This window comes from Pseudomonas sp. lyk4-TYG-107, assembly GCF_030209055.1.
In the GTDB taxonomy this organism is placed as follows: domain Bacteria; phylum Pseudomonadota; class Gammaproteobacteria; order Pseudomonadales; family Pseudomonadaceae; genus Aquipseudomonas; species Aquipseudomonas putida_A.
Map to the genome: position 1 here is coordinate 37,806 of NZ_JARVST010000026.1, position 15,352 is coordinate 53,157.

Annotated in this window: 17 protein-coding genes and 1 tRNA gene; 12 read left to right on the forward strand and 6 right to left on the reverse strand. The window is 59.0% G+C overall.

All coding sequences use genetic code 11. The annotated features are described in order from the left end of the window. From QRN61_RS21185 to QRN61_RS21195, 3 genes are all read right to left on the reverse strand, one after another. Entirely contained in the window at positions 1-1,920 is a 1,920-nt protein-coding gene (locus QRN61_RS21185) for an alkaline phosphatase D family protein (RefSeq protein ID WP_285375294.1), read from the reverse strand. 72 nt (positions 1,921-1,992) lie between these two features. Next, positions 1,993-2,724, reverse strand: coding sequence for a hypothetical protein (locus QRN61_RS21190; RefSeq protein WP_285375296.1), 732 nt, complete (start codon positions 2,722-2,724; stop codon positions 1,993-1,995). Positions 2,725-2,834: 110 nt separating this feature from the next. Continuing rightward, on the reverse strand, positions 2,835-3,209 hold the full coding sequence (locus tag QRN61_RS21195; RefSeq protein WP_115988955.1) for a hypothetical protein: 375 nt from the start codon (positions 3,207-3,209) through the stop codon (positions 2,835-2,837). 119 nt (positions 3,210-3,328) lie between these two features. On the opposite strand from QRN61_RS21195, the gene QRN61_RS21200 reads away from it, so the two are divergent. Next, the gene (locus QRN61_RS21200; RefSeq protein ID WP_285375298.1) at positions 3,329-4,078 is read left to right on the forward strand and encodes a hypothetical protein; all 750 of its coding nucleotides are present in this window, start codon (positions 3,329-3,331) and stop codon (positions 4,076-4,078) included. A gap of 24 nt (positions 4,079-4,102) precedes the next feature. Here the strand turns inward: QRN61_RS21200 and QRN61_RS21205 are convergent, their stop codons facing one another. Beyond that, positions 4,103-4,432 (reverse strand): hypothetical protein, encoded by a 330-nt coding sequence (locus QRN61_RS21205; RefSeq protein ID WP_027612146.1) that lies wholly within the window; start codon positions 4,430-4,432, stop codon positions 4,103-4,105. Positions 4,433-4,696: 264 nt separating this feature from the next. Between QRN61_RS21205 and QRN61_RS21210 the strand changes: the two genes are divergently transcribed. Continuing rightward, positions 4,697-4,957, forward strand: coding sequence for a DUF6429 family protein (locus QRN61_RS21210; protein ID WP_027612145.1), 261 nt, complete (start codon positions 4,697-4,699; stop codon positions 4,955-4,957). Between the two features lie 67 nt (positions 4,958-5,024). After that, positions 5,025-5,381 (forward strand): DUF7079 family protein, encoded by a 357-nt coding sequence (locus QRN61_RS21215; RefSeq protein WP_115988957.1) that lies wholly within the window; start codon positions 5,025-5,027, stop codon positions 5,379-5,381. A 166-nt stretch (positions 5,382-5,547) separates the two neighbouring features. On the opposite strand, the gene QRN61_RS21220 is transcribed toward QRN61_RS21215, so the two are convergent. Continuing rightward, positions 5,548-5,632 (reverse strand) — tRNA-Leu (locus tag QRN61_RS21220). A gap of 108 nt (positions 5,633-5,740) precedes the next feature. Between QRN61_RS21220 and queA the strand changes: the two genes are divergently transcribed. The 6 genes from queA to QRN61_RS21250 all read left to right on the forward strand — a co-directional run bounded on the left by queA (position 5,741) and on the right by QRN61_RS21250 (position 11,844). Beyond that, positions 5,741-6,805 carry a tRNA preQ1(34) S-adenosylmethionine ribosyltransferase-isomerase QueA gene (queA, locus tag QRN61_RS21225; RefSeq protein ID WP_285375302.1) on the forward strand — a complete coding sequence of 355 codons (1,065 nt, stop codon included), beginning with the start codon at positions 5,741-5,743 and terminating at the stop codon, positions 6,803-6,805. A gap of 14 nt (positions 6,806-6,819) precedes the next feature. Then, positions 6,820-7,935 carry a tRNA guanosine(34) transglycosylase Tgt gene (gene tgt / locus QRN61_RS21230; RefSeq protein WP_161794909.1) on the forward strand — a complete coding sequence of 372 codons (1,116 nt, stop codon included), beginning with the start codon at positions 6,820-6,822 and terminating at the stop codon, positions 7,933-7,935. Positions 7,936-7,978: 43 nt separating this feature from the next. Next, positions 7,979-8,317 carry a preprotein translocase subunit YajC gene (gene yajC / locus QRN61_RS21235; protein WP_003227923.1) on the forward strand — a complete coding sequence of 113 codons (339 nt, stop codon included), beginning with the start codon at positions 7,979-7,981 and terminating at the stop codon, positions 8,315-8,317. A gap of 64 nt (positions 8,318-8,381) precedes the next feature. After that, positions 8,382-10,250 carry a protein translocase subunit SecD gene (gene secD / locus QRN61_RS21240; protein ID WP_096795518.1) on the forward strand — a complete coding sequence of 623 codons (1,869 nt, stop codon included), beginning with the start codon at positions 8,382-8,384 and terminating at the stop codon, positions 10,248-10,250. A 9-nt stretch (positions 10,251-10,259) separates the two neighbouring features. Beyond that, the gene (secF, locus tag QRN61_RS21245; RefSeq protein ID WP_096795519.1) at positions 10,260-11,174 is read left to right on the forward strand and encodes a protein translocase subunit SecF; all 915 of its coding nucleotides are present in this window, start codon (positions 10,260-10,262) and stop codon (positions 11,172-11,174) included. A gap of 121 nt (positions 11,175-11,295) precedes the next feature. Then, positions 11,296-11,844, forward strand: a complete 549-nt coding sequence (locus QRN61_RS21250) for a glycine zipper 2TM domain-containing protein (RefSeq protein WP_027612139.1) — start codon at positions 11,296-11,298, stop codon at positions 11,842-11,844. Between the two features lie 248 nt (positions 11,845-12,092). On the opposite strand, the gene suhB is transcribed toward QRN61_RS21250, so the two are convergent. Then, positions 12,093-12,911, reverse strand: coding sequence for a type III secretion system regulator SuhB (gene suhB / locus QRN61_RS21255; RefSeq protein WP_003227916.1), 819 nt, complete (start codon positions 12,909-12,911; stop codon positions 12,093-12,095). Between the two features lie 145 nt (positions 12,912-13,056). Here suhB and trmJ point away from each other — a divergent pair, with 145 nt between their 5' ends. From trmJ to iscR, 3 genes are all read left to right on the forward strand, one after another. After that, positions 13,057-13,827 carry a tRNA (cytosine(32)/uridine(32)-2'-O)-methyltransferase TrmJ gene (gene trmJ / locus QRN61_RS21260; RefSeq protein ID WP_027612138.1) on the forward strand — a complete coding sequence of 257 codons (771 nt, stop codon included), beginning with the start codon at positions 13,057-13,059 and terminating at the stop codon, positions 13,825-13,827. A 3-nt stretch (positions 13,828-13,830) separates the two neighbouring features. Next, positions 13,831-14,607 carry a serine O-acetyltransferase gene (gene cysE / locus QRN61_RS21265; RefSeq protein ID WP_025109222.1) on the forward strand — a complete coding sequence of 259 codons (777 nt, stop codon included), beginning with the start codon at positions 13,831-13,833 and terminating at the stop codon, positions 14,605-14,607. 239 nt (positions 14,608-14,846) lie between these two features. Beyond that, complete coding sequence (iscR, locus tag QRN61_RS21270) at positions 14,847-15,338, forward strand: Fe-S cluster assembly transcriptional regulator IscR (protein WP_007956690.1); 492 nt, start codon at positions 14,847-14,849, stop codon at positions 15,336-15,338. The last annotated feature ends 14 nt before the right edge of the window (positions 15,339-15,352 follow it).

The window sequence follows — 15,352 nt, forward strand, 5'->3', positions numbered from 1 at the left end:
TCAATCAGGATAATCCCCCAACTCCGGCGCCAGCATCCGCGTCTTCAGCGCCCCGTTCGAATTGTGCTGAATGATCTCGCTCGGCTGCCCCTGCGCATTGAAAAATACCTGGCCGATCCCCGCCGAATTCCACAGCCGTTCACCCGCTTCGGCATGTTCCGGGGTATAGGGCATGATGCGCATGCGTCGGCGTTTGGTGAACCAGTTCAACGGCGAGCGCGGCGAGTAGAGCCAGCGGTTGAGGCGGTCAAACCATTCCAGCAGGGTTTTCGGGAACTCGTTCTTGATCCCGCTGCTGGTGATCTGCCAGATCCGTGGCCCGGCCTTGCGATGTCGGATAAGCACTTCGTAGACGAAGGAATAATGCACATCGCCGGACAGCACCACGTAGTTTCCGGGTGTGCGGGTGTGTCGGAAAATGTTCAGGATTACCTGCGCCGCACCGCGATGAGCCATCCAGTTTTCGGCGTCGACCAGCAGCGGATAGCCGCACCAGCTGAAAACCTTCTGCACGGTTTCAATCAGCTTCACGCCGAAGATCGGCGCCGGTGAAACGATGATTGCTGACGGATGATCAAGTAGTTCCTGCTGCAGTTCGCTCAGCGCTTCCCAGTCCAGTAAACCGGAGGGTTGCTTGAGTGCCATCTCGCTGCGCCAGCGCCGGGTGCGGGTGTCGAGCACTACCAGCGCCGGGCTGCTCGGCAGCACGAAATGCCAATGCTGAAAGCGCAGCAAGTCATCGATCAGCGCGTCCTGCACCGGGCTGTCGAGATAACGATCGTTACCGCTGGCGCTCAGACGTCGTGTGTTCTCCAGCACATCCTTGAACGCATCCGGATTATTGCCCCAACCCTGGCACAACATGTACGCAATCAAGGCGTTGCCGATGATGCGTTTGGAGAACGGATGGCCGTAGGCGGTTTCCTCCCATTGCGCGGAAAGATTCCAGTCATCGGTGATGTCGTGATCGTCGAAAATCATCAGGCTCGGCAGGTGCGCCAAGGCTCGGGCGACGTTGCCCAAACCGGCCTTGAAGCCATCAATGCGGGTTTGCTCCAGGGTGTAGCGCTTCAAGCGTTCAGGCGTCAGGGACGGAACAGCAGGATTGATCAGCGTCCAGGCAACCGGCGACCACACCAGCAAGTACATCGCCATCACTTCGGCGAACGTGACCAGATGATTGTCGGCGCTGCTGCTGGTGAAAATCGGCTTGCGCGCACCGCCGAAAAATCGCTCGCGCAAGGTCTCGTTGCTCTCCAGCGCCGGTAACAGATCCGCGCGGTGGTAGTAGCTGGCCGGGTGTTCGTAGAGTTTGGCGCTGTCGCTGACTACGGCACCGTCGAGGTATTCGTCGAACAGACCGAGGCGCTCGATCAACGCATGAATCGCCCGCAGCATCGGGCCGGCAACATCGTCGGCGTAGATCTGGTCGCCGCTCATCATCAACAGGGCGGGGCGTTGTTGTGGATCGGTTTCGCCAGACAGCAGTTGATCGACGCACAGCAGACCGTCTGCCGCCGGATGATGTGGCTTGCGGCAGGAGCCATGCAGCAACTGATCAATCCGTGAGCGCACGACAAAGTTCGGGCAAGTAGCATCGCCATACACCAGATGTGGTGCCCAGTCGGCAATTCGCTGCTGGCCATCGATCAGCAAGTCGTAACCCACAACGGTGTCGCAGGGCAGGGCGCTGTCGAGCACAACGTCAATCAAATGAACGAACGCATGACGGCCTACAGGAATGACCGTGCACTTCCCGGCATCGAGAGGGATGTCTCCTACGCCTTGCAGGCGCAACGTCAGCGACAGTTGACGCGTACCGACCACCCACAGCACCACGCGCGTGGTTTCCAGCCGGCGCAGCAGTGGGCCGGCCAAGACGGGAGGCAGCGGATTCAGGTCAGCAGGTATCGGGGACATTCAGGGGCAAAGCTCAAGACGCACAGGCTGGCGATGATAGCGCAGCCGGCGCCTTGAACCCTTAAACGAGGCTTAAGAGTCAGCCTTCTGCAGCTTCAGCGCCAGCAGTCGCCATTCGGCGGACGCAGGTTGCTCCTGCACCGAGCAGTCGAAGCGATAAGTGACGTCATCGCCGTTCATGTTGCGCGCGGTGACCTTGTTGCTGAGGGTGTAGACCTGATTCTTGAAGCGCTTGGTGACAATGGCAGAACTGTCGGCGAAGCGCTCCGACGCTGGGAAGCGCAGTGTGCTGGTGACCACCGTGCCGCACATGACATACGCGAGCATCGATTTATCGCTGTCGGCATTTTGCCCAAGCTTGTCGCGCAGCGCGGTGAGCGCTTTACGGCCCTGCGCGTCGCTCTGATCCAGGACGGTTTTTTCCGATATCGATTTCGGCGCCCGGCTGGCGTAATTCGGCAGCAGTGCGGAATCCGGCGGAGAAGGTTGGTTATCCGGCTCGATCGCGGCAAAGCCCGGCGCGTTTTCCAGCACCGCGGACGTTGAATCCGACTCGGCTTCGGGCAACAGACTGGTGGTGACATCGTTCTGTGCGATCACGTCTTCGACTGGCGCCTTTTCGGCTTTATGCGCGGACGGGAACAACGACAGGAAGATCGACAGCACCACCATGCCGACGATAAAACCGCCCGCCGCGCCAACGATGTTGCCGTAAAACAGATTCCAGCTGCCGCGGTTTTTCACCACCCAGCGCCACATCAAACCCCAGGCGGCGATAAATGCCAGAAAACTCAGAAACTCCATTCGATCCTTTCCTTAACCCTTCAATAGCCTGCAAAACAGCACTCACTGGCGGTGAGTGCTGAAGATGGACGGCAAGATATCAAAATAGAGGTCTGACGCCACGAAGACATTCACATGCCGAGATTGGGCGGATTGATCTGAACAAAAAACATGATCGCCGTTATGCCGGCCACAACGCCGCAAAGGCCGGCCAGTAGCTGACGCGCGACAGGGTGTTCGACCTGCGAGCGACGGGCCACCAGCATCCATACGCCGGTCAGCGCCGCGGCAGTCGCCAGCATTTCCAGAAGCGATCCCATGACCCCCGGGATCGGTGGCCGGCTAGAGCCGAACAGACCGACACAAAGCTGCGAAACCACCAGGCCGACAATCATGCCGCTGGCCGCACCCAACACATTGGCGAGTAGCAGATTCCACGCACCACGCTGCCTGACGACCCAGACCCACATGCCTATCCAGGCGATAAAGAAAAACACAACATCCATCGTATCCATCCTTCGAAACCCGTCACGGTACAAACGCTCGGCACCTTGCCGACAGTGGACGGCACGATAGCAAAATAGTAGCGTCGCGCCACTTTCTTGATTCCTGTAATGGACTACTCATGCCAAAAGCCGCTTCTGTTCTGCGCTTGCTCTGTGCAATCACCTGCGCCGCTGTCATTACCCCGGCATTCGCCGAGTGGAAGGAGCCCCCGGAAAGCAGCTGGCAGTATTACCTCGCCAACTGCCAGCGAATGCAGGAGAAAATCGCCGACGTCCAAAGCGGTCGCGTACCCAGCGCCTATGAGGTGATCGGCGACCTCGACAACAGCCTGCGGAGCATGAACCAGCGCCGCTCGAACCTGACGCCCCAATACCTCGGCTCCCGCGAATTCGCGCAATGCGAAAACGTCGCCGGCCAAGCCGAGGCAACCATTGCGCAAGGCAATGCCGAGTTCGCCGCCAGAATGAACCAGTCCGCCGAACAAGGCCGCATCGCCCACCAGAACTCCCCCGAATACAAACGCGCCCGTTCACTCGGCTACAGCGACGTCGGCGACATCTCCTTCCTCAAACTCCACGAAGACATGGACGGCGAAGCCCGCCTGAAAACCATGCTGATCACCGTCGACGAAATCTGCGGCCAACACTTCCGCGCCACGCAATACGTGAAGCCGTATGTGATCTATACCGTGCGCCCGTCGGATGGCGGCTGTGGCGAGGAAAAACGCGTGGCGATCGTCGGTGGCCGGTCGGTGGAGAAGGGCGATTACATCGATGAGCGGGGCGAGTTTCAGTATGTGGGCTGGAAGAAGATTGTGGGGGCGGATGGATTTCCCACGGATATTCGGGTTTTGAAGGCTCGACGCTGAAAGGTCAGCGCGTGAAGCAACTGATCAAAGAATGTCTTTCAGATAACCCTTGAGCGCGAGGAGCGGTTGATCAAGCTGCTCCAGCGACTGCGCCTGACTGAAATCGGCTGACAGCTTGTGCAGCTCCCGCCCCAGCGGTTTCTCGACGCCGCCCAACGCATCCATCGCCAAGCCCAGGCACTCGTTCATCTTGAACTGGATGGTCTCGACATCACCCCGGCGCACCAGCAGTTCGAAAACGTCTTTCTGATAGTCACCCATAACCATGTCATCCCGCAGAATCGGGCTCAGGCCTTCCTCCTCGTAAGCGAGTTTGAGAGAGAACAGGGCGACGGTTTCCAGTGACTTTTCCATGGTTGGCCTTGGAGGTCCTTAAGCATGAGTCTTGAAAGTCGGAACGACCAACGAAAGCCGCTACGGGCGGCAGACCGCGTGCGGGCGGGCGTGATTATACTGAGCGGACGCATCAGGTGCAGTCCTTAGGCAAAACAGGTTGCACGGACAGCGCCGAGACATTCAATGACCTAAGCAACAGAACGAGTTTCTCAGGATAGCCAGCGAGTATGAGGTGCCAGACAAACTCAACGTTAGTTCAGACACATGAGCGGAGCGACGATCATGGAATACGACGAAAAGTTGATTGAAGAGGCTGTGCTTGCCCTGTTGGCCGCTTTCAGTTCCGACGACGGCAATGCATGGAAAGGATTCGATTTTGAAGTCATGAACCGATTGCATGAACAGGGTCTCATCAGTAATCCGGTAAACAGGAACAAATCGATCTGGTTGACGGAGGAGGGCCAGGAACGAGGTCGTCAGATAGCTGAGCGTTTGTTTGGGGGAGTTGTTCAAGCCCCGCGTGCGCCTGATCCAGATATCTGAGTTCCTGTATCGGCTCGTCGTTTGAACTGCGCCGCGCCAGTGGAACGCAAATGGAGGGGTTTTCCCGTTGGAGCATTTTCTGAATGAACCACAACTGAAAAACGTTAGAGCTGCACTGTCCGAACCGTTCAACCATTTTCCCACTGATTACGATTACATCGCATGCCAGCTAAAAGGCGTCGATCCAGCGGTGCTCTACGAGATTTTTTATTCAGAAGTAGCGCCGGTGTGCTTTATGAACATTGCAGCGGTCTTGCCGACTGTCTGGACAGGTTTTGACCCTGATTGGCTCAGGGGCGAGATAGAGGAAAGGCTTGTGGCGCGGCAGCGTAATTGGTTTCGCAGGTTGTTCGACAAGTTGCTGATTCGTTGGTTGAAATACAACTACGACCATATGTGGCAAGAAATCGCCAGCAGGCTTTGAGCTTGTGGCGAGCGTCTGAAGTTCTTCGCTTTTAGCGATCAATACTTCGCCAAGTTTATCGCGCAACCGGTCTCGTCGCTGGTGAGCAGGTGGCCATTGAGTGGAGAGGGGGCACTTTCCGACAGACGAAAAAAAAGGCCTTGCTAAGCAAGACCTTTCTTAATTTTGGTGCCCCGAGGGAGACTCGAACTCCCACTCCTTTCGAAAACGGATTTTGAATCCGCCGCGTCTACCAATTCCGCCATCAGGGCTCAATGGCGGCGAAGTATAGAGAGGTGATTACCGTTGGTCAATCACGTTTCATGGTCAATTTTTGATAATTCCGCTAGACTTTCCGGCCCTGCTAGACGAACCCCATCATGCGCGTTGCTGACTTTACCTTCGAGCTTCCTGATTCGCTGATCGCCCGCCACCCGTTGGCCGAGCGTCGCGCTAGTCGCCTGCTGACCCTTGATGGGCCGAGCGGCGCCCTTGCACACCGTCAATTCACTGATTTGCTTGAGCATTTGCGCCAGGGCGATTTGATGGTATTCAACAATACCCGGGTGATTCCGGCGCGGTTGTTCGGGCAGAAAGCCTCGGGCGGCAAGCTGGAAATCCTCATCGAACGCGTGCTCGATTCGCACCGCGTGCTGGCCCATGTGCGCTCCAGCAAGTCGCCGAAGCCGGGTTCGAAGATCCTCATCGACGGCGGTGGCGAAGCCGAGATGCTCGCGCGTCACGATGCGCTGTTCGAGCTGGGCTTTGCTGAAGAAGTGCTGCCGCTGCTCAATCGCGTCGGGCACATGCCGTTGCCTCCTTATATAGACCGCCCGGATGAAGGCTCGGATCGCGAGCGCTATCAGACCGTGTACGCCCAGCGCCTGGGGGCGGTGGCGGCGCCGACGGCGGGGCTGCATTTCGATCAGCCGCTGATGGAGGCGATTGCCGCCAAGGGCGTCGAGACCGCGTTCGTCACGCTGCACGTCGGTGCGGGGACGTTCCAGCCGGTGCGCGTCGACAAGATCGAAGATCACCACATGCACAGCGAGTGGCTGGAAGTCGGCCAGGACGTGGTCGACGCCGTTGCCGCGTGCCGTGAGCGTGGCGGGCGGGTGATTGCCGTGGGCACCACCAGTGTGCGTTCGCTGGAAAGTGCCGCGCGCGATGGCGTGCTCAAGCCGTTCAGTGGCGACACCGACATCTTTATCTACCCGGGCCGGCCGTTCCATGTGGTCGACGCCCTGGTCACCAACTTCCATTTGCCGGAATCCACGCTGTTGATGCTGGTTTCGGCGTTCGCCGGTTATCCCGAAACCATGGCCGCTTATAAAGCCGCCGTCGACAACGGCTACCGCTTTTTCAGCTACGGTGATGCGATGTTCATCACCCGTAATCCCGCCCCGACTGCCCCTGAACACACAGGCCCAGAGGAAACAGAATGAGTCGCGAATGTCGCATGTCCTTTGAACTGCTTGCCACCGATGGCAAGGCTCGTCGTGGTCGGCTGACCTTCCCGCGTGGCACCGTCGAGACCCCGGCCTTCATGCCGGTGGGCACCTATGGCACGGTCAAGGGCATGTTGCCGCGTGACATCGTCGCCACTGGCGCGGAAATCATTCTGGGCAACACCTTTCACCTGTGGCTGCGCCCGGGCACGGAGGTGATCAAGGAACACGGCGACCTGCACGATTTCATGCAGTGGAAAGGCCCGATCCTCACCGACTCCGGCGGTTTCCAGGTGTTCAGCCTGGGCGCGATGCGCAAGATCAAGGAGGAGGGCGTGACCTTCGCCTCCCCGGTCGACGGCTCGAAAGTGTTCATGGGCCCGGAAGAATCGATGCAGGTGCAGCGCGATCTCGGTTCCGACATCGTGATGATCTTCGACGAGTGCACGCCGTACCCGGCTGACGAAGATGTCGCTCGCGTATCCATGGAGCTGTCGCTGCGTTGGGCCCAGCGCTCGAAAAACGCGCATGGCGACAACACCGCGGCGCTGTTCGGTATCGTTCAGGGTGGCATGCACCAGGATCTGCGCATGCGCTCGCTGGAAGGCCTCGACAAGATCGGTTTTGACGGCCTGGCCATCGGCGGTCTGTCGGTGGGCGAGCCGAAGCACGAGATGATCAAGGTGCTGGATTATCTGCCGGGCATGATGCCGGCTGACAAACCTCGTTACCTTATGGGCGTTGGCAAACCGGAAGATCTGGTTGAGGGTGTGCGCCGCGGTGTGGACATGTTCGATTGCGTGATGCCAACCCGTAATGCCCGCAATGGGCATCTGTTCATTGACACAGGCGTGCTGAAGATCCGTAACGCGTTCCATCGCCATGATGATTCGCCGCTGGATCCGACCTGCGATTGCTATACCTGCCAGAACTTCTCCCGCGCTTATCTGCATCACCTGGACAAGTGCGGCGAAATGCTCGGCAGCATGCTCAATACCATCCATAACTTGCGCCATTATCAGGTGCTGATGGCTGGTTTGCGCGAGGCTATTCAACAGGGTACATTGGCCGCCTTTGTCGATGCCTTCTACGCCAAACGCGGGCTCCCCGTTCCGCCTTTGGACTGAGTTTTCTGACCCCAAGATTCAACATTTGCAACTGGAGTGCTAAATGAGCTTTTTTATCTCTAACGCCATGGCTGACGCAGCTGCACCGGCTGCTGCAGGCCCAATGGGCGGCGGCTTCGAGTGGATTTTCCTGGTCGGTTTCCTGGTCATCTTCTACCTGATGATCTGGCGTCCACAGGCCAAGCGCGCCAAAGAGCAGAAGAACCTGCTGAGCAGCCTTGCGAAGGGTGACGAAGTGGTCACCACCGGCGGCATCGCCGGCAAGATCACCAAAGTGGCCGATGACTTCGTGGTTCTGGAAGTTTCCGACACCGTGGAAATGAAGTTCCAGAAGGGCGCCATCGCCGCCACGCTGCCAAAAGGCACGCTGAAAGCGATCTAAGGTTCCAACTTCTACTCAATCGACGGGGCGCGCAAGGCGCCCCGCGTTCATAACGGGCGGCGTGATGCTGAACAAATATCCTCTGTGGAAATACATTCTGATCCTGGCGGTGCTGGCGATCGGTCTGATTTATTCCGCTCCCAATCTATACCCCGATGACCCGGCCATTCAGATCAGCGGCGCCAGCACGGCACTGCAGGTCAATCAGGCCGATCTGGATCGCGTCAGCACCGCGCTGCGTGAGTCCGGGATCAACGTCAAGGCAGCTTCGCTGGCCGCCAACGGCAAGGGCGGTCTGATCCGTCTGACCAAGGCTGAAGACCAGCTGCCGGCCAAGGACGTTGTGCGCAAGGCATTGGGTGATGACTACGTCGTCGCACTGAACCTGGCACAGACCACCCCGCAATGGCTGCGCAACCTGGGCGCGCACCCGATGAAGCTGGGTCTGGACTTGTCCGGTGGTGTGCACTTCCTGCTGGAAGTGGACATGGACAAAGCCCTCGACGCCCGCCTGAAAGTCTACGAAGGCGACGTCAAGAGCCTGCTGCGCAAAGAGAAGCTGCGCTATCGCAGCCTGCCACAACTGGGCGGCGCCATTCAGTTGGGCTTCAGCGATGCTGACTCCCGCGAACAGGCCCGTGCGCTGATCCGCAAGAACTTCAACGATTTCGACATTGTTCCGGCCGACCTCAACGGTCAACCGGTGCTGCGTCTGGCGATGACCCCGGCCAAGCTGGCGGAAATCCGTGAATACTCCATCAAGCAGAACCTGACCACGGTACGTAACCGCGTCAACGAGCTGGGTGTTGCCGAACCGATCGTTCAGCGTCAGGGCGCCAACCGCATCGTGGTTGAGCTGCCGGGCGTGCAGGACACTGCCGAAGCCAAGCGTATTCTCGGCAAGACGGCCAACCTTGAGTTCCGTCTGGCTGCAGAGCCGGGTGCTTCGAAAGCCACTTCCGAGACCTTCGAGTTCCGTGAAGGCAAGCGTCCTCCTGCGCAGATCGAGCGTGGCCTGATCATCACCGGTGACCAGGTGACCGACGCCAAGGCCGGTTTCGGCGAGCACGGCACACCAGAAGTGAACATCCGTCTGGACGGTCACGGTGGCGAGCTGATGAGCCGCGCGACCCGTTCGAACGTGGGCCGCAGCATGGCGGTGATCTTCATCGAACAACGTCCGGTGACCACTTACACCAAGCAGGTTGTCGACGGCGTCGAGAAAGACGTGCCGGTTCAGACCTTCAAGGAAGAGAAGAAGATCATCAGTCTGGCGACCATTCAGTCGCCGCTGGGTGCGCAGTTCCGTATCACCGGCCTGAACGGCCAGGGCGAATCGTCCGAGCTGGCACTGCTGCTGCGTGCCGGTGGTCTGGCCGCGCCGATGTACTTCGCTGAAGAGCGCACAATCGGTCCGAGCCTGGGTGCTGACAACATCACCAAAGGTATCGATGCATCGCTGTGGGGCATGCTGTTCGTCTCGCTGTTCATCATCGCCATCTACCGCTTCTTCGGTGTGATCGCCACGGTCGCACTGGCGGTGAACATGGTGCTGCTGCTGGCGCTGATGTCGCTGCTGGGTGCAACGCTGACCCTGCCGGGTATCGCCGGTATCGTCTTGACCATGGGTATGGCGGTCGACGCCAACGTGCTGATCTTCTCGCGGATCCGTGAAGAGATCGCCGCCGGCATGACCGTGCAGCGTGCAATCAACGAAGGCTTCGGCCGGGCATTCACCGCGATTCTCGACGCCAACCTGACCACTCTGCTGGTCGGCGGCATCCTCTTCGCCATGGGCACCGGCCCGGTGAAGGGCTTCGCAGTGACCATGTCCCTCGGGATCTTTACCTCGATGTTCACGGCCATCATGGTGACCCGCGCAATGGTCAACCTGATCTTCGGCGGACGTGACTTCAAGAAGTTGTGGATTTAAGGGGCTGCCATGTTACGTACAATCAACTTCATGGGCGTTCGCAACTTTGCGTTCGGCGTCACTGTGTTTCTCACCGTTCTGGCCTTGTTCAGCGTTTTCCACAAGGGCATGAACTGGGGTCTGGACTTCACCGGCGGTACGCTCATCGAGCTGACCTACGAGCGTCCGGCTGACGTCACCAAAGTGCGCGAGCAACTGGCGACTTCCGGTTACCACGAAGCCATCGTGCAGAACTTCGGTGCGACCACCGATCTGCTGGTGCGCATGCCGGGTGAAGACCCGCAATTGGGTCATCAGGTAGCAGACGCGCTGCAGAAAGTCGGCGGCGACAACCCGGCGACGGTCAAGCGCGTCGAGTTCGTCGGCCCGCAGGTCGGTGAAGAACTGCGCGACCAGGGCGGCCTCGGCATGCTCCTGGCGCTCGGCGGCATCCTGATCTACCTGGCTTTCCGCTTTCAGTGGAAATTCGCGGTCGGCGCTATCGTTTCGCTGATTCACGACGTGATCGTGACTGTCGGTATCCTGTCGTTCTTCCAGATCACCTTCGACCTGACGGTGCTGGCGGCGGTACTGGCGATCATCGGTTACTCGCTGAACGACACCATCGTCGTGTTCGACCGGGTTCGTGAAAACTTCCGTGTGCTGCGCAAGGCTTCGTTGATCGAGAACATCAACATCTCGACCACCCAGACCTTGCTGCGGACCATGGCAACGTCGATCTCCACCTTGCTGGCGATCGCTGCGCTGCTGTTCTTCGGTGGCGACAACCTGTTCGGCTTCTCCATCGCCCTGTTCATCGGCGTTCTGGCGGGTACCTACTCGTCGATCTACATCGCGAACGTGGTGCTGATCTGGCTGAACCTGAGCACCGAGGATCTGATTCCTCCGGCCAACACCGAGAAGGAAGTCGACGACCGTCCATAACGGCCATCGCTTCACCGGTTGTCAGCCCGAAAAAGGCGCGAGTTGAACTCGCGCCTTTTTTTATGCTCCAAGGCTGGGAGAAGCGCGGGCGCGTCCCGCATGTGATGGTCAGGAGGTTCATGTGAACAAGTCGTTGCTGGTTGGTGCGGTATTGGGTGCTGTCGGTGTGACTGCCGGGGGTGCTGTTGCCACCTACAGCCTGGTTAAAAGCGGCCCTGAGTATGCGCAAGTGCTGGCCGTAGAACCGGTCAAAACACAGATCAAGACTCCACGTGAAGTGTGCAAGGATGTTGCTGTAACCCGCCAGGCGCCGGTCAAGGATCAACACCAGATCCTCGGTACCGCGATTGGTGCGGTAGCGGGTGGTTTGCTGGGTAACCAGATCGGCGGCGGTACCGGCAAGAAGATTGCCACGGTCGCTGGCGCGGTCGGTGGCGGTTATGCCGGTAACAAGGTGCAGGAAGGCATGCAGAACCGCGATACCTACACCACCACCCAGACTCGCTGTAACACCGTGAATGACATCAGCGACAAGGTTGTCGGTTACGACGTGCGTTATTCGCTCGATGGCAAGGAAGGCAAAGTGCGGATGGATCGCGATCCGGGCAACCAGATTCCGGTCGACAAGGAAGGCAAGTTGATTCTGTCGCAGAATCAGCCGGCTCAGTAAGGACCGACTGTTTAACAAGAAGCACCCTGCGGGGTGCTTTTTTGTGCCCGGAATTTCTGGCTAAACCCGGATTTCTTGTGGGAGCGAGTCTGCTCGCGAATGCATTCTGACAGTCAATATTGATGTCGGCTGGCATACCGCATTCGCGAGCAGGCTCGCTCCCACATGAAGGTTTTGGTGATCTGAAGATCGAATTCCAGGCATAAAAAAAGCACCCCAAAGGGTGCTTTTTGCTTTTCGCAGGAAGCTTAGCGCTTCAGCGAAGCCGGCAGGTGCGGCTGGATCGCCGTCAGTACTGCCTTGAAGCATTTGGTATTGCCGGCAACGATGTGGCCTTTTTCAAGGAAATCGTGACCGCCGGTGAAGTCGCTCACCAGGCCGCCAGCTTCTTGAATCAGCAGGGCGCCTGCAGCCATGTCCCACTCGGACAGACCCGATTCCCAGAACGCGTCGAAACGACCGGCAGCCACGTAGGCCAGGTCCAGGCTGGCGGAGCCGGCGCGGCGGATGCCGGCAGTCTGGCCAACCAGGGCGCGGAACATGCCCAGGTAGTTGTCGAGGTTGTCCATCTGGTCGTCACGGAACGGGAAGCCAGTGCCCAGCAGAGCGCCGTCGAGGCTGGTGCGACCGCTGACGCGCAGACGACGACCGTTCAGTTGAGCGCCGCGACCACGGCTGGCGGTGAATTCTTCCTGGCGAACCGGATCCAGAACCACTGCGTGCTCCAGGCGACCACGGTATTTGCAGGCAATGCTGACAGCAAAGTGAGGAATGCCACGCAGGAAGTTGGTGGTGCCGTCCAGTGGATCGATGATCCACAGGTACTCTTCGCCTTCGATGCCGTTACCGACGTGCATGCCGGTCTCTTCGCCCTGGATCGAGTGATTCGGGTAAGCCTTGCGCAGAGCATCGATGATTTTCTGTTCGGCGGCGCGATCGACCTCGGATACATAATCCTTGGCGTCTTTTTCGTCGACCTTGATGGTATCCAGGCGCTCGATGGAGCGGAAGATCAGTTCACTGGCGCTGCGGGCGGCGCGCAGCGCGATATTCAGCATGGGCTGCATGGATGTGTCACCTAAGGTTGTTAAAGAAAGCCGCGCATTCTATCAGAACTTTTCTTCAGGTGAAGGTCGCTGTTCGCTTTCATAGCTTAACGGTAGGCTGTTCTGTAAGATTTGCACCCCTTTCCTGTGTCCGAGAGCGCCTCCCTTGCTGCAGAACATTCGTGTCGTCCTGGTCAATACCAGCCACCCCGGCAACATCGGCGGGGCCGCGCGCGCCATGAAAAACATGGGTCTGTCGCGGCTGGTGCTGGTCGAACCGCGCCTGTTTCCGCATCACGAAGCCGATGCGCGTGCTTCCGGTGCCGGTGACATCCTTGAAAACGCGCAAGTCGTCGCCACTCTGGAAGACGCCCTGGTCGGCTGCAATCTGGTGCTCGGCACCAGCGCCCGTGACCGGCGCATTCCCTGGCCGCTGCTCGATCCCCGCGAATGCGGGAGCAAAGTGGTCGAGGAAGCGGGGCAGGGCGCACAAATCGCGTTGGTGTTCGGTCGTGAAGACTCCGGCCTGACCAACGAGGAGCTGCAGCGATGTCACTTTCACGTGCACATCCCCTCCGATCCTGAGTTCAGCTCGTTGAACCTCGGGGCGGCGGTGCAGGTGTTGAGCTACGAAGTGCGCATGGCCTGGCTGGCCGCTCAAGGGCAGCCGACCAAGATCGAGAAAGAAGAAGTGGCCTCGGTGAAAAGCGCCGAGCTCGCGACCATGGATGAGCTGGAGCGCTTTTACGAGCATCTGGAGCAGACGCTGGTTGCCATCGAATTCCTCGATCCGGAAAAGCCACGGCACTTGATGGCGCGCCTGCGCCGATTGTACGGACGCAGCTCGGTCAGCCGGGCGGAAATGAATATTTTGCGTGGCATCCTCACGGAAACCCAAAAAGCGGCCCGTGGTGAGCTTCTTAAGCGGAAGGACTGAATGATGTTTGAGCGTTTGCGTGAAGATATCCAGAGCGTATTCCATCGAGACCCGGCGGCGCGTAACGCTTTTGAAGTCCTGACCTGCTACCCCGGTATGCACGCGATCTGGATTCATCGGTTGGCCGGGATGCTGTGGCGCAACGAGCTGAAATGGCTGGCGCGACTGGTGTCGAACTTCGGTCGTTGGTTGACCGGGATCGAGATTCATCCGGGTGCCAAGGTCGGTCGGCGTTTCTTCATCGATCACGGCATGGGCATCGTCATTGGTGAAACCGCCGAGATCGGCGATGACGTGACCATTTATCAGGGCGTAACCCTCGGTGGTACCAGTTGGAACAAAGGCAAGCGCCACCCGACGCTGGGTGATGGCGTGGTGGTTGGTGCTGGCGCCAAAGTGCTCGGCCCGTTCACGGTAGGGGCTGGCGCCAAAGTCGGCTCCAACGCAGTGGTCACCAAGGAAGTGCCGCCGGGCGCCACAGTGGTGGGGATTCCGGGGCGGATCATCGTCAAGTCCGATGAAGAGCAGGACGCCAAGCGCAAGGCGATGGCTGAGAAGATCGGCTTCGATGCTTATGGTGTCAGCGAAGACATGCCCGATCCGGTGGCCCGTGCCATCGGTCAGTTGCTCGATCACCTGCAAGCGGTGGATGGACGGCTGGAAGGGATGTGCGGCGCGCTGAAGGATCTGGGCAGTAATTACTGTGCGAAAGATCTGCCTGAGCTGCGCGAAGAAGACTTTGCCTGCGTGAAGGGCAAGGATCAGAGCCAGGCCAGCTAAACCGGGGCGCCGCGTTTCGCGAGCAGGCTCGCTCCCGCTGGTGAATGCTTTCCAATGTGGGAGCGAGCCTGCTCGCGAAGAACGATCTCGCGGTTGCGCTGGCTGTACGCCGCCAGCCTTTGCTATGATGCGCGCGCTCTTTTGCGGGTAAACCTGACTAAAGCACTAGGTCTTATAGTTGACTTAAATGCTCGGGAATTGCATACTCCCGCCCATTCCGAACTCCGTGGTAACTGTCCATGCGACTGACTACAAAAGGCCGATACGCCGTGACCGCCATGCTTGACCTGGCGTTGCACGCGCAGCACGGGCCGGTGTCCCTGGCCGATATCTCCGAGCGCCAAGGCATCTCCCTGTCCTATCTCGAACAGCTTTTCGCCAAGCTGCGCCGCAGCAACCTGGTTTCCAGCGTTCGCGGTCCAGGCGGTGGTTACCAGCTGTCGCGCGACATGCAGGGCATCCAGGTGGCTCAGGTGATCGATGCGGTCAACGAATCGGTCGATGCTACAAAGTGCCAGGGCCAGGGCGATTGCCATTCCGGCGACACCTGCCTGACTCATCACCTGTGGTGCGACCTGAGCCTGCAGATTCACGAATTTCTCAGCGGTATCAGCTTGGCCGACCTCGTAACTCGCCGTGAGGTGCAGGAAGTGGCCCAGCGTCAGGATCAGCGTCGTTGCAATGGCAAGGCGCCGCGCCTGGACAAGATTGAAGCGTCCGCCGTCGAATGACAGCCAAAGAGCTA